The organism is Antarctobacter sediminis, from assembly GCF_019218285.1.
Taxonomy (GTDB): domain Bacteria; phylum Pseudomonadota; class Alphaproteobacteria; order Rhodobacterales; family Rhodobacteraceae; genus Antarctobacter; species Antarctobacter sediminis.
The window spans coordinates 155595-169381 of record NZ_JAHUZG010000001.1 but is presented as its reverse complement, the minus strand read 5'-3'; the positions used below and the strand labels follow the sequence as shown (position 1 = coordinate 169381).

Here is a 13787-nt window from a genome sequence, read left to right as displayed (position 1 = left end):
GTCTCAACGAACGGGGGCGTTTTTCGTTCCCCCGATTTGTTGCAGACTAGGTGCCATAGGCGGAAAGACGCAAACCGATGAGGTGGTTTATCCACCGAAAACGACATTACAGGTCGGAAATGTTTGACGTGACAACGAAAAACCCGGCGCTGTCGGACAGCGCCGGGTCACATGCGTTTTCCGCATGGATCAGGTCAGGGCGGCGCGCAGTTTCTCGGCGATTTCACCAATCTGCGCCATGTCACCCGGTTGCCCCGGTCTGCGCAGCGCGACGCCTTCGTGCCGGGGCAGGATATGGAAATGCAGGTGGAACACTTCCTGCCCGCCCGGACCCTCGTTGAATTGCTGCACGGTGATCCCATCCGCCGCCAACGCCGTCATCGCGGCCTTCGCCACTTTCTGAGTGGTCGCAACAACCGCGTTCAACTGTTCCGCCGACGCGTCCAGCAGGTTGCGGCAGGGCGTTTTGGGGATCACAAGGCAATGGCCATCCGCCCGCGGGAAGATGTCCATGAAACACAGGGTTTCGTCATCTTCGTAGACCTTGGTCGAGGGGATTTCTCCCCTCAGGATCTTGGCAAAGATGTTCTGGTCGTCATAGCTCATGCGTTCACATCCACCACGACGCGGCCCTTGACCTGCCCTTTCAGGATGTCTTTGCCCAGTTGCGGCAGGTCCGACAGGGTTGCCGGGTGCACCATCGCTTCCAGCTTGTCCATCGGCAGATCCTGCGCAATCCGCTGCCAGGCGCGAACACGGTTGGCATAGGGCTGCATCACGCTGTCGATGCCCAGAAGGTTGACGCCTCGCAGGATAAAGGGCGTGATCAACGCGCCTTCGATCGCCGCGCCGCCGGCAAGACCGATGGCCGCGACCGACGTGCCGTATTTCATCTGCTTCAGCACACGGCCCAGCATGGCCCCGGCCACGGCATCGACACAGCCCGCCCACATCTCGCTTTCCAGCGGCTTGCGGGTAACCTCGGTCAGCTCGTCACGCGGGACGATCTGCGTGGCACCAAGCTCACGCAGATAGGCCTCTTGCTCGGGGCGCCCGGTGACCGCGGCGACCTCATGGCCCAATTTGGCAAGGATCGCCGTTGCAACCGAACCAACTCCGCCCGCGGCCCCCGTCACCAACACCGGCCCGTGACCCGGTTCCAGCCCGTGATCCTCCAGCGCCATGACCGCCAGCATGGCGGTCAGACCGGCGGTGCCGACCGCCATGGCCTGCCGACTGTCCAGCCCCTCGGGCAGCGGCACCAGCCAGTCCGCCTTGACCCGCGCCTTCTGGGAATACCCACCCCAATGCGCCTCGCCCACGCGCCAGCCGGTCAACACGACCTTGTCGCCGGGCTTGTAGCGCGCGTCCGAGGACTCCTCGACCGTCCCGGCCAAGTCGATGCCGGGCACATGCGGATACTTGCGGACCAGACCGCCTCCCGGCCCGATGCACAGACCATCCTTGTAGTTCACGGTCGAATAATCGACAGCCACGGTAACCTCTGCGTCAGGCAGGGCGTCCAGCCCGATTTCCTGCACCGCCGCTGCGGTCTTGCCGCTTTCCTCGTCCTTTTCGACAACCAGTGCCTTGAACATGGATCCCTCCGTTATCGTCCTGTTTTCTGGATTGAGCGCCCCAAAGGGACGGTGGGCGGGGCGCCTTTCGCGCCAAAGGCGCGGAACAGCGTCCGACCGGCGTCCCCGTCACGTTCCGGTTTCGTCCTCGGGCATGAAGACAAGATCGCTGACCGGGGCCTCTGCCCCGGCGGCGGTCAACATGGCGTGAATTTGTCCCCTGTGGTGGGTTTGGTGGTTGAACATATGGGTCACGCAGAGCGCCATGGATTTCGCCACGGTCCGTCCCATCGCCCCCGAATACCAGCTTAAGTCACCGGCCAGATCGGCCGGGCCCAGCTCTTTGGCCCAGCCCGTGATCCGGGTGTCGGTCTGAAATCGCTCCCGCTCCCACGCAGCGCGGTCGGGCATCAGACCTGTGCTGTCCTTGATCCCGCCGACGGGTGGCTCTGTTCCGGCAAAGCGTGACATCCAGATACGATCCCCCCACAGCAGGTGGTTGGCCGTACCAAGGATCGAGCCGAAGAATGCCTTGCGGTCGCGGGTCAATTCGGCCGCATCCAACCGCTCGAAAGCCGCCATTAGCTGGCGGTTCTGCCAGCTGTTGTAGCGGGCCATGGTCAGACAATACTCCGGCGAGATCATCATTTCGCGGCCCCTTTCCAGTCGATGGCGCAGATTTCGCCCGACTTGCCTGAATTGTCCCAGATGCGACCATAGTCGCGGACCTTGCTTTTCAGCCCCTTGGCGACGATCACGTCCGGCCCCATCCAATATTTGGTGTTCTTCATCACGATCGGGCCGCCATCCGCGCCTTCGACCATCTCGATCTCGCCTTGGATCTTGCGCCCGATGTACAGCCCCCTGCGCGTGCCTTCGCGGACAATCTCCACCTTTTCGCGTTCATGGCCGATGATCTCGGACACCAGCAACGTAAACAGGCCCGTCGTACCGCCTGCCTCGCCCGACAGGATCTTGAGCAAGCCGTTATAGGCCGCAGGGGTGGCGCGTTCGTCGATGTAGACAGCGACCTTCCAGTCGCCTTCCGCCATCTTTCCGGGGATCTCGACCATCAAACCGACATTGACGCCAGTCAGGCTTTCGCCTTCGAAATGCCCTTCGTCGATGGCGATGGCCATCCATGTCTTGCAGCTGCCGTAGGTGGGGGGATGCTGACCAAGGCTGACCACGCAGGGACAAAAGACCTCGCAGTTGCAGTTCAGGAACAGCTCGCCCTTGATGGCCCAGTTCGTCGGCCGCATCTGGCGGCGCTTGGGGTTGGGCATCCGTTGGTCGATACGTTGGCTGACCGGCAGGCGGTCGGCGTCGGGGCGTCTCGTCAGGCTCATGTTTCCTCCCTCACAGCATGGTGCCCGCCCAAAGGGCGAGCCCGGACACGATCAGCACTCCCCCGGCCGGTCGGCGCACCAGCGCCCCCGCCGCGGGCAATTTCTCCAACACCATGAACAGGGTGGCAAGCCCCATCCATGCAAGGTTCATCACCCCGCCGACAAAGCCCAGCGCCATGATCGCCCAGCAGCACCCCACGCAGGCCAGTCCCAGCTCTGCTCCCATCCACAGCCCACCACCGGCCCCCGGACGAAAGCGGCCCATGAAATAGGCCATGGGTGTCAGGCAGACGCTTTGGCATCGGCTCTTGAAGGCGGTGAACTGCCACAGGCCGGCAAGGATCAGCAACCCGCCCTGAACGGCGGACCCGCGCGCGGCCCCGAAATCATCCAGAAGTCCCGCCCGCGACAACGCGATCTGAGCCGCCGCCGCCAACAGCGAAAACCCCAGCCAGATGCCCATGTACCCCGCCACCAATCCAAGGCGAGAGGCCATCGCGTCCGCCATGCGGGTGGCGATTTTTTGGTGGGTGGTCAGGACGGGCACAAAGGTGGGAAGCATCATCGCAACGCCCATCCCGGCCCACATGGCCCAGACAACCGCCGCCCCGGCAAACCCCGCGGATGGTCCGGAACACAGGGCCAATAGCGCCTCGGCCCCAAGGCCCGGCCGCCCCAACACGTCCAGTCCGCTGCCCAGCGCCATGGCGTACAGCGCCGCCCAGGCCGCCAGAACCAGCGCAAACAGCCCCAACCAGAAGATGTCCTGCCAGATGCGCGCCATCATGCCCCCTTTGCCAGACCGTTGCAGAGCCTGCGCACAAGGGCAATCGGTTTTCAGGCCCCGTCCCGGCCCGCGCCCTCCCCCGCAAACGCCTGTCGGCAAATGGGTCGGCCAAACCCAGCGGTCGGGAATTGGCATGTGACATGGCGCAAGTCACCCCAAGGTTGCAACAGGTAACGATTTCATGACAAAAGACCCGTCTATTTCAACGCTCCGGTCCTCTCCAAGGTGGCAGGCCGGGATGACACGGACGCGCGCGGGTGCAGGATCCCGTTCGCAGGAGGATGATGAACACCCACGCCCCCGCAACGCTGCTGTATGGCGGCGATCTTCGAAGCATCCTGCTGGATGCCTCCATAGGCAACCGCCGACTTGTACCCGGCGGCGACGAAGTGTTGGGGGAATTTTCCCTGCACGACAGTTTCGACACCGAACTGGCCCATGGTCAGCGGATGCTGATCGCCTCGGATGGCGGCTTGTGCCTGCTGGATGGCAGAGGCCGGGAAATTCATCAAGAAACAGGGGCGCCCGGCTTTGCCGCCGATATGCCCGACGGTCCCGTCGCCCAGGTTTTGACCAAGGCCGTGATGGCCCTGCGCAGCTTTTTGCCGCTGGGCAATGGCGAACTGATCACCCAAAGCCTGACCCTGTTGGATGACGAAGACAAGACCCGCGCGCGCTGTCACCTGCGCGTCTTGCGAGCCGCCGAGGGGCAGCAGGTTTCGCTGGTGCGGCTGGAGCGCCTGCGCGGCTACGACCGCGATTTCGAACGGCTGGAGGCACATCTGGCGGCGGCTTCGGAAATCGGGCCGCTGACCCCGCGCGCTGCTGTCGAAACGCTGTTTCCCCGGGCCACCGCATATGAGCCCAAGCCAACCGTGGACATGGGGCCGGATACACCGGCCTTTGCCGCCTCGGCCGCGATCATTGCCGCGCATCTGCCCGTCGCCCGCGCCAACGAAGACGGCATCATCGCCGATCATGACAGCGAATTCCTGCACGACTACCGCGTTGCCCTGCGCAAGATCCGGTCGGTGGTCTCGCTGTTCAAGGGCGTTTACAGCCCCGAACAGGCCGAGGCGCTCAAGGCGCGGTTTTCCGCGTTGATGGCCGTCACCGGACGGCTGCGGGATCTGGACGTCTACCTGATCGAACGTCCCCATTACCTTGAAATGGTGCCGCAAGACCTGCGCCCCGGGGTCGACCTGCTGTTCGACCGCTTCGCCCGCCAGAGACGCACGGCGCATCGCGCGCTGTGTCGGCACCTGCAAAGCGATGACTATCAGGCCGAGTTCAAGGCGCTGGAAAAGCTGTTTGCCAAACCCGGTAAACGGCTGGAGCCCGGCCCCGAGGCCGATCACCCCGGTCTGGACTATGCCCAGCGACTGATCCGCAAGCGGTATCGCAAGGTGCGGCGCATTGCGCGCGCCATCGACGCGGACACCCCTGACGAAGAGGTCCACGAACTGCGCATCCAGTGCAAGAAACTGCGCTACCTGATGGAGTTCTTTGCGCCGCTGTTCGGCCAAGGCCAGATGAAGCCCCTCATCAAGTCGCTGAAGAAACTGCAGGATAACCTTGGCACCTTCAACGATTGCGTCGTCCAGCAGGAATCGCTGGCCACGGTGCTGGCCAATCTGCGCGGCGCAGATGCCGCGACCCAGATGGAAATCGCCCGCAGCGTCGGGGCGCTGACCACCGTGCTGCATCAACGTCAGGATGCGGAACGGGCGCGTGTCATGGCCACCTTCGCAGCCTTCGATTCAGAAGAGACCCGCGCAGGGTTCAAGGCACTCTTTGCCAAAAAGGAAGCCGCGGAATGAAGATCATCGCCTGCTATTCCAACAAGGGCGGCGTCGGCAAGACGGCCACTTCGGTCAACTTTTCCCACGCGCTGGCAAGCTCGGGTCAAAGGGTGCTCTTGTGTGATCTGGATCCACAGGGCGCCTCGGGGTTCTATTTTCGGGTGAAACCCTCGAAAAAGCTGAAGGAAGCCGCCTTCTTCGAAGATGTCCAGCGCTTTACCCGGTCGATCCGGGCCAGCGATTACGATGGTCTGGACATCCTGCCCGCGAATATGACCTTCAGGGATTTCGATATCTTCCTGTCGCGGATGAAAAACCCGCGCACGCGACTGAAAAAGGCGTTGAAGGCGGTGAACAGCGATTACGACGTGATCGTGCTGGACTGCCCGCCCAATGTGTCCACCCTGTCTGAAAACGTGTTCCGGGCCTCGGATGCGATCCTTGTTCCGGTGATCCCGACCACCCTGTCGGAACGCACCTTCGAACAGCTGATCGACCTGTTCCGCGAACACAAGCTGGACCGCAAGAAGATCCTCGGCTTCTTCTCGATGGCGCAGGGCACCAAGCGCCTGCACACCGATACGATCGAGCGGATGCGAGACACCCACGCCAAGCGGTTCCTCGAAACGGTGGTGCCTTTCTCAAGCGAGGTCGAAAAGATGGGCCTGCACCGCGCCCCGGTGACCACCTACGCCGGGCGTCACACCGCCGGCAAAGCCTATGAGGCGCTGTCACAGGAAGTGCTGGGGCGTTTCTAGGCCCCACCACCCCACAACCCAACCGGATACAATGGCCAGACACCGATGTCTGGCCATTGTCATGTCAAATGTGGATTCGTCCTCTCCCGATGGCGGAAAGGCCGCGAAATTCGTTGTCTGCGCCTCTTGAAATTTGCCCGCAGGGATGCGGGGATCAGTCGCGGACCCCTCTGCAACTCCCTTGTTATCCAATAACATTCCAAATTTTCAATGTGACTTGATCTGGCTCAAAGTACAGCTCGCGGCTTTGACCGACCCTGATGTTACCGACACCCGAAACAGAGTGAGTACGAGTAACAGGCAGGGTCCCGAACGGGTGCCGGATGCATTGCCGTGGGGGAGACGACATGCCCGGACAACGAAAACGACTATCCATTCTGCTGGCCATGATGATCGCAGCCGCCGCTGCGGGTCATGCCCAGACCAATACGGAAACCTTGCAGCTGGACACCTCGCGGGCCGACAGCGTCACGGCGATCATCAAGTCGCTTGCGCCGATGGCCGGTCAGCCGGGCACGCCGCCCGCTGATCCCCCCCCTGGTGGGGGGACGCCACCGATCGTGGTGCAGACCCTGCCGGACGTCTTCTTGCCGCCGGTGATCTTGGGGCGCCCGACGACGATCATCATCGACCGCCGCCCGATTGTGCTGAACTACGCCTACAGTCTGGATGTCACGGTTTACTTCGCGCATGACAGCGCCTTTCTGACACCTCCTGCTCGGCAGGATCTGGATCTCATCGGCCGGGCGCTGAAATCGCCTCAACTGATGAACAACCGCTATCTGATCGCGGGACATACCGATGCCCGCGGGCCAGACGACTACAACATCGACCTCTCTTATCGGCGGGCATGGGCGGTGAAACGCTATCTGATGCGCTACCACGCGATCCCGTCGTGGCGACTGGAGGTGATCGGCTGGGGGGAACGGTATCCAAGGAACCCCGCCGATCCCTACGCGCCGGAAAATCGCCGGGTCGAGATCACCCTGATCGACAGGGTGCAGCCGGTCATGCCGGCGCCGCAACCTGTCCCACAGCCCGCGCCGCCCGCGCAGCTGAGCGATGTCCAGCCGGTGCCACAGCCCGGATACTATCACGTGCCGCCGCTGCCGCCCTGCCCTGCGGGCATCGTCAGCCCGGAAGGCAAGGCATTGGACCTGGACGATTTTTCGCCCGAACCGGGCATTGATTGTGACGCCGACCTGCCCGCCTCGGGCCGCGTCATCGTTCAGCCCGACGGGCGCATCATCGTCGTCCAGTGACCCCGGGCGTGGACCGGCCAAGGTCCGCCCCTCGATTTCGACCCATTCAGGAGGAGTCTCAAATGACCGTAGTGACCAAGACCCTGACAGCGGCCTTCGCGATCTTCGCGCTGGCACTTTCGCTGTCGCTCACCCCGGCCCCGGTACAGGCCGGAGACCAGCCCAACATCCTGCCGGTGCCCGAAGACGCCGATCTGGACACGGTGCCCGGAAATTCGCGCGTGTTCGAACGTGTCCTGCGTGCCGTCATCACCGAAATGCAGACCATGGGCTTTCGCGTCTATGACCAGACCGGCGTGATCATGAGCTTTACCGATCCCAACCGCGTGCGGCGGACGGATGCCGAACTGATCGCCCTTGCCCAGCGCGTGCCCAACGTACCGATCGACGTGATCCTGCCAATCCAGATCTATGCCTCGGCGGATCAGAACCCCTATATCCCTGATGTGCTGGACCTGCGCATTCGGGTGACGGGCCGCATGATCCACGCCCAGACCATGCAGAGCCTCGGCAATTTCGAGGTGCATTTCGGCCCCGGAGCCGGTGAGATCCCCGTCGCCTCTTTGCCGCGCGTCTGCAACCGGGATTGCGTTCTGGAACATGTGGGCAACGAGGCCAAGACCATCGGCGCCGAGGTCGGTCGCGTGCTGGCCACCAAGCTGGACGTGCTGTCGCCCGCCCGCCAACAGCCGGTGCCGGTTCCCAACCAGCCGGTTGTCGTGACCCCGCCGGTGGCGCAACCCATCGTTCCCGCGCCTGCTGGCTGCACCGGTCTGACCACCGCCTACACGCTGGCCTTCACCGGTTTTCAGCCGCAGGAAATGACCCTGATCGAAGGCTACCTTGCCGGGTTCAAAGGCTATGACCACCACCGCCCTGTGCGGGTGACCATGACCAGCGCGGACTACTGGTACGAAACCTGCTCGGACGTGGCGCGCCTGAACCGGAACCTGCGCCTGATGGTCGAAGCGATGGGGATCCAGGCCCGGATCGCGATGGCGGGCAACCGCTTCGAGATCCAGAAGATCGGCCTGATGGGCAACCGCTAAGAGGCCCGTGACCCCCGGGCCGCGCCGGAAACGTCCCCCGGCGCGGCCCACCGAAACCCGGACAAGGCCCCTTTCACACGGCGTTCCGCGCGTGCATCGCGCTGCAATCCAAAGAGACCCCAGGATGACACGTTTCCTCAGTTTCGCGCTGGTCCTTGCCTTTGCCCAGACGCTTGCAGGCAACGGGGCGCAGGCGCAGGTCGCCACCTTCAGTGCCGATGACTATGGCAAGACCGATCTTGTCTTTCTGGAAAGCACCGGCAATGCCAGCGCCTATATCGCGGCGCAGGATGGTGCATTCGAACCGATCCGGGAATTGCCCGCTGATGATCCTATCCGCCGGTTGGCCAGTGCAATCGGCCGTGTTGACCTGCTGGAACAGAACGATCACGGCGGCCGGGACCTGATCACCTGTACCGGCGCGATCCTGCCCGGCGGCTGGGTGCTGACCAACCATCATTGCATCCCCGAGGACGGGCGGAACACGCTGCTGGCCGCCTCGATCCTGACCGGCTACCTCGTGCAGGGCGACAAGGGCACCCATCGCTACAGCCTTTCGGTTGATCCCAGCGACTGGCATTCGGTGCTGGACTTCAGCCTTGTGCGCATGACCGAGACACCGCAGGACATCCTGCCGCTGTTGATCCAGAACACAGAGGTCGATCCCGGTGATCCGCTGACGGTCATTCACCATCCGCTGGGCCGTCCGCAGGTCATGACGCGCTTTCGCTGCTTTGCCACCCGCGAACAGGACGCCGGGCCGATCCTGCGCCACCGCTGCGACACCCAGCCGGGCAGTTCCGGCTCGATCCTGTTCGACCGCGAGATGCGCCCCGTTGCGTTGCATCACTCTGGCGGCATGACCCCGAACGACGATCGCAGCTTTAACAAGAGCACGAGGTTGAGCGCGATCCTCGGTCAATCGGAACTGCTGCGCCAGATCACGGGCGGTGGCGCGCCAGCCGCCTCCGCGCCCGCCGCCCCTGCCGCCAGCACCGCGCTGCCCGTTGAACGCGCGCCCGCGACGGGTGGCGACGGGCTTGGTTCGGGCGGCATCAACGACCTTTTGCGCGGCAACTGACATCAGCCCGCGCCCAGACCCAAAGGGAGAGAAGACATGAAACTGACCGCTCCAACGTGGCTTGCCGGACTGGGTCTTGCGCTGGCGACCGCCCTGCCGGTGCAGGCAGATCAGGCTGAGGAGATCCAAAAAATCATCAGCGCCCTCGCCCCAATGCAGCAAGAAAGCACAGCCCCCGCGCAAGAGGCGTCTCGCGGGGTGCAGATCGGCAATCGCACCGTCTGGGTAGTGCCGCAACACAGCATCGACCTTCAGGTTTTCTTTGCGCTGGACAGCTATGAGCTGACATGGCGCGCGCGCGAGGATCTGGCCGCGCTTGGCCATGCGCTGGCCTCCTCTGCGCTGCGGCCGCACCGCTACCTGATTGCCGGTCACACCGATGTCAGCGGCGACGACGCCTACAATCAATGGCTATCCGAACGACGCGCCGAAAGCGTGGCACGTTACCTTGTCCAGAATTTTCCGATCGACCCGGCGCGCCTGATTGCCGTGGGCTTTGGCGAAACCCGGCTCAAGACGCCGCAGACCCCAACCGCCGCGATCAACCGCAGGGTCGAGGTCACGCTGCTGTTGCCCGCTCGCCCCGAGGCCGCAGCCCCCGCCGCCCCCGCAGCCACGACAACACCGCCCCCAGCCGAAAGCATCGTTCCCGCGCCGCAACCCGAAACACCCCTGCCCGGCACGCTGCAAAAGGATAAGGACGGCAACATCACGATCACCTGGTAGGCAAGGCTGGCACCGGGGCCGTCCACGGGCGGCCCCGACAGGGTTTCTCAGACGAGGCACACAGATGAGACGCATTTCGACACTGGCCCGGATCGCCTTTGGCTTGGGTGTCGTCCTTGCCGGGGCTCTTTCCGCCGAAACGCCGCGCGCCGACAAAGAGGCTTCGACGGTGCTGATCGGTCATCAGGGCGCGATTGACGCCGCGGTCTTTAGCCCAGATGGTCGGCAGGTGCTGACCGGCAGCGCCGATTTCACCGCCGAACTGTGGGAAGTGTCCAGCCAGCGGGGGCTGGCCATTCTCGAAGGCCATGACCACCGGGTCAGCGCCGTTGCCTTCAGCCCGGATGGCACCCGCGCACTGACGGCCAGCGCGGACGGCACGGCGCGGGTCTGGGATCTGTCGACAGGGAATGAACTGCTGAAATTGCAACAGGATGGCGGCAGGTTCACCGCCGCCGCCTATAGCCCGAATGGACGGCAGGCAATCACCGGGGGCAATGACGGTATTGCCCGCCTTTGGGATCTGCGCAGCGGCGCACAGTTGCGGCAGTTCACCGGCCACGCCGAGGCCATCACCACCCTCGCGATCAGCCCTGACGGAAGCCGCCTGCTGACGGGCAGCACTGACCGCACGGCGCGGCTTTGGGATGTGGCCAGCGGCGCGGAAATCCGCAGCTTCGACGGGCACGGCGCGCTGATCCTCTCGGTTGCCTTCGACCCCACGGGCCAGCGCGTGCTGACGGGCAGTTGGGACAAGACCGCGATCCTGTGGGATGCGGAAACCGGCATGGTCCTGCGCCGGTTTTCCGGCCATGACGCCGCCATCCGCGCCGTTGCCTTCAGCCCGGACGGCAAGCTGGTGCTGACCGGGGAATGGAACCGCATGGCCTATTTGTGGGACGCCACCAGCGGAGAGGAACTGCGCGTCCTTGATGGTCACGGGGCCTCGATCGATGCGGTGGATTTTGCCCCGGACGGGCGGACCGTGCTGACCGCCAGCTGGGACGGGACGGTTCGGCTGTGGCCGGTGCCGGAACCGCCGTGGCCCGCGCCTGAGGAAAAACAACCCGCAGCGGCCGTTGCAGCGGTTACACCTGCGCCGCAACCGGCCGTGAAACCCGCCCGCAAGGTGGCCGTCGCCCATCCCGACATGCTTGTTCTCATCATTGGCAACCGCACCTACGCCGAGGCCCCGCCCGTGGCCTATGCCCACAACGATGCCGATGCCTTTGCGGCCTATTTCCGCGACATTCTGCAAGTGCCCGAAGACAACATCATTGTCGAAAAAGACCTGAATTCCATTGGTATGGCCCGCTATTTCGGCACCGATGAGGTGCCGGACGGCAGGTTGGCGCGCCGCGCGCGTTTCGTGGATGAAATCGTAGTGGTCTATTCCGGGCACGGCGTCCCCGTCTTTCACGAGGAAGGCCTGCCCAGCGGCTATCTTCTGCCCGTTGACGTGCCCGCCGCGGAACCCGGATTTGGCGCCTACCCGTTGGATATGCTGATCCGCCAGCTTGAAACACTGCCGGTCAAAAGCATCACTGTCCTGCTGGACGCCTGCTTTTCCGGTCTGTCCACCCAAGGCAGTCTTGTGCCGGGCGTGTCAGGGGCCTTTGGCGTGGCCGTCGCTCCGCCACAGGAAAAGGCCAAGGTATCGGTCCTGACGGCGACCGATTTCCGCACGCCACAATTCGCGCATTGGCTGGACGACAAGAAACACGGCGCCTTTACCTATTACACGCTGGACGGGCTGCGCGGCGCTGCGGACAGCGACGGAGACGGGCGCATCCGCCTGTCGGAACTGCGCGACCATATCGACGAAAAGCTGGCCCAGCAGGATCTGCGGCAATCGCCCAGTCTGCTGCCGGGCAGTCAGGACAATGTCCTGACCGAATACAGGACGGAAGACTGACCGATGACGCGCCTGACCGACCTCCTTTCTGCCTTGCTCATGTTGGCGTTGCTTGTCGTGCTGCCACAACGCGGTGCGGCGCAGGCGGATGTCTTGTTGGGCGCACAGCTGTGCCACGCGGCCGAGGGGCAGATGCCCGCGGGCAGCACCATCGCTCTGGCCCCGCCGCTGGCCGCGGAGACGCCGCTGCCCGTCCCCGAAATCGAGGCGATCATGAGCCGCGCGGCACAAGAGATGTGTGCCGACTGGCAGGACAAACCCCGCATCCTTGCTGGCAGCGCCGAGTTGCGCGCCTCGCTGGCGCTGGTCTTGAATCGTCAGGGCACCGCCGCATGGCAGAAGACGATCCAGTCGACCCTGCGGCAAGAGGCCGATTTCGTTCTGGTCGGAGAAACGGGCTTTGCCGGCGGCGCGGTCACACTGCGCCTGACCTTGGTCGATCTGGCGGATGGCCGTGTCATCGTCAAAACCTCGGACGCGCCGCTGGGCGGGGTCACCGGGCAAACAGGCGGGGATCCCCGTGCGGCCATCGGTGCCGCGATCCGGCAATTCCTCGACATGCTGCCCGAAACCCGAGACCAGATCACCATCGGCGCTTTCGTGAATGAAGCCTCGGGGCTGGAAACGCCCGTCGGGCGTGCGCTGGCCGATATCGCGGTCGAAGCATGGCTGGATGCGGCGAACTCCGTCACCGCGTTGTTGCGGGACGCACCGCCTGCGAGGGTACTGAGAGGCGCGCGCCCGGCAAACGGCTATTACCTCGGCGGCTATATCCGCCTGATCGACAGCAACCGCTTTCAACTGGTGCTGCGACTGTCACAGGACGGCGCGTTGCGGGCCAGCCGCACGCTGGACCTGTCTTCGCTGCGGATGCCCGCGCATCTGCGCGCGCTGCTGGATCCCGACAACATGAACCAGGACACCGGGTTGGACGGAATGGCCGCCGCCCTTGCCGCGATGGGTCGGGCGCAACTGGGAATGACCGCCACGGGCGGGCGGGCCGGCACCTATCCGGTTTGCACCGCCACCGACCCCGCCCGCGTCCCCGCCGATTGCGCAGACAGCCTGATGCACCTGTCCCTGATGTCCGACCGCGACGGTGCGCTGCTTTGTCTTTCGCTGGACGAAACCGGGCAGTTCTTCATCATCCTGCCCGCCGAATACGCCCCCGATCTGCGCCTGACCGCCGGACAGCCCCTTGTTCTGCCGGACGACCTGCCGCCTCTGCCCGGCGGCAACCGGATCTATTGGCCCGCGATGGGGCCACCGGCCGAAACCCTTTTGGGCTGCCTGCTGTACCGGTCGCTGCCCGCTTCGCTGATCCGCGCGCTAGAGGATCTGGACGGCCTGCGACTGACCCCGGCGGACCGGTTGGCCCTTCTGGCGATCCTGCGCGACGCGGGCCCCTTGGCCGGGGCTGCGGCCCGGGTGCGCATCATCGGCATGACCCGCATGAAATAAGCATATCCTCCCCAGCTTTG

The 13787-nt window shown here is 64.2% G+C and carries 13 protein-coding genes; 8 read left to right on the top strand and 5 right to left on the bottom strand.

Annotated features, from left to right (window positions below; translation table 11 throughout):
• Positions 1 to 189: 189 nt before the first annotated feature.
• From KJP30_RS00850 to KJP30_RS00830, 5 genes are all read right to left on the bottom strand, one after another.
• Positions 190 to 606: an HIT family protein gene (locus KJP30_RS00850; protein WP_218447070.1), complete on the bottom strand. Its 417-nt coding sequence runs from the start codon at positions 604 to 606 to the stop codon at positions 190 to 192.
• A complete protein-coding gene (gene acuI, locus KJP30_RS00845; protein WP_218447069.1) occupies positions 603 to 1598 on the bottom strand; it encodes an MDR family oxidoreductase in 996 nt (331 codons plus the stop codon). Before acuI ends, KJP30_RS00850 begins: the two co-directional genes overlap by 4 nt.
• A 108-nt stretch (positions 1599 to 1706) precedes the next feature.
• Complete coding sequence (locus KJP30_RS00840; protein ID WP_218447068.1) at positions 1707 to 2225, bottom strand: DinB family protein; 519 nt, start codon at positions 2223 to 2225, stop codon at positions 1707 to 1709.
• Positions 2222 to 2926 (bottom strand): DUF1326 domain-containing protein, encoded by a 705-nt coding sequence (locus KJP30_RS00835; RefSeq protein WP_218447067.1) that lies wholly within the window; start codon positions 2924 to 2926, stop codon positions 2222 to 2224. The genes KJP30_RS00840 and KJP30_RS00835 overlap by 4 nt, the downstream gene beginning before the upstream one ends.
• Positions 2927 to 2936: 10 nt before the next feature.
• Positions 2937 to 3713: a DUF2182 domain-containing protein gene (locus KJP30_RS00830; RefSeq protein WP_218447066.1), complete on the bottom strand. Its 777-nt coding sequence runs from the start codon at positions 3711 to 3713 to the stop codon at positions 2937 to 2939.
• A gap of 284 nt (positions 3714 to 3997) precedes the next feature.
• Between KJP30_RS00830 and KJP30_RS00825 the strand changes: the two genes are divergently transcribed.
• The 8 genes from KJP30_RS00825 (at position 3998) to KJP30_RS00790 (ending at position 13767) form a co-directional block, all read left to right on the top strand.
• Positions 3998 to 5533, top strand: a complete 1536-nt coding sequence (locus KJP30_RS00825; protein WP_218447065.1) for a CHAD domain-containing protein — start codon at positions 3998 to 4000, stop codon at positions 5531 to 5533.
• Positions 5530 to 6273, top strand: coding sequence for a ParA family protein (locus tag KJP30_RS00820; protein ID WP_218447064.1), 744 nt, complete (start codon positions 5530 to 5532; stop codon positions 6271 to 6273). The genes KJP30_RS00825 and KJP30_RS00820 overlap by 4 nt, the downstream gene beginning before the upstream one ends.
• Before the next feature lie 347 nt (positions 6274 to 6620).
• A complete protein-coding gene (locus tag KJP30_RS00815; protein ID WP_218447063.1) occupies positions 6621 to 7535 on the top strand; it encodes an OmpA family protein in 915 nt (304 codons plus the stop codon).
• Positions 7536 to 7597: 62 nt separating this feature from the next.
• Positions 7598 to 8584, top strand: a complete 987-nt coding sequence (locus KJP30_RS00810) for a hypothetical protein (RefSeq protein ID WP_218447062.1) — start codon at positions 7598 to 7600, stop codon at positions 8582 to 8584.
• Positions 8585 to 8708: 124 nt separating this feature from the next.
• On the top strand, positions 8709 to 9665 hold the full coding sequence (locus tag KJP30_RS00805; RefSeq protein WP_218447061.1) for a trypsin-like serine peptidase: 957 nt from the start codon (positions 8709 to 8711) through the stop codon (positions 9663 to 9665).
• A 36-nt stretch (positions 9666 to 9701) separates the two neighbouring features.
• Positions 9702 to 10391, top strand: a complete 690-nt coding sequence (locus tag KJP30_RS00800) for an OmpA family protein (protein WP_218447060.1) — start codon at positions 9702 to 9704, stop codon at positions 10389 to 10391.
• Between the two features lie 64 nt (positions 10392 to 10455).
• Complete coding sequence (locus KJP30_RS00795; RefSeq protein ID WP_218447059.1) at positions 10456 to 12306, top strand: caspase family protein; 1851 nt, start codon at positions 10456 to 10458, stop codon at positions 12304 to 12306.
• Between the two features lie 3 nt (positions 12307 to 12309).
• On the top strand, positions 12310 to 13767 hold the full coding sequence (locus KJP30_RS00790) for a DUF4384 domain-containing protein (protein ID WP_218447058.1): 1458 nt from the start codon (positions 12310 to 12312) through the stop codon (positions 13765 to 13767).
• Positions 13768 to 13787: the final 20 nt, after the last annotated feature.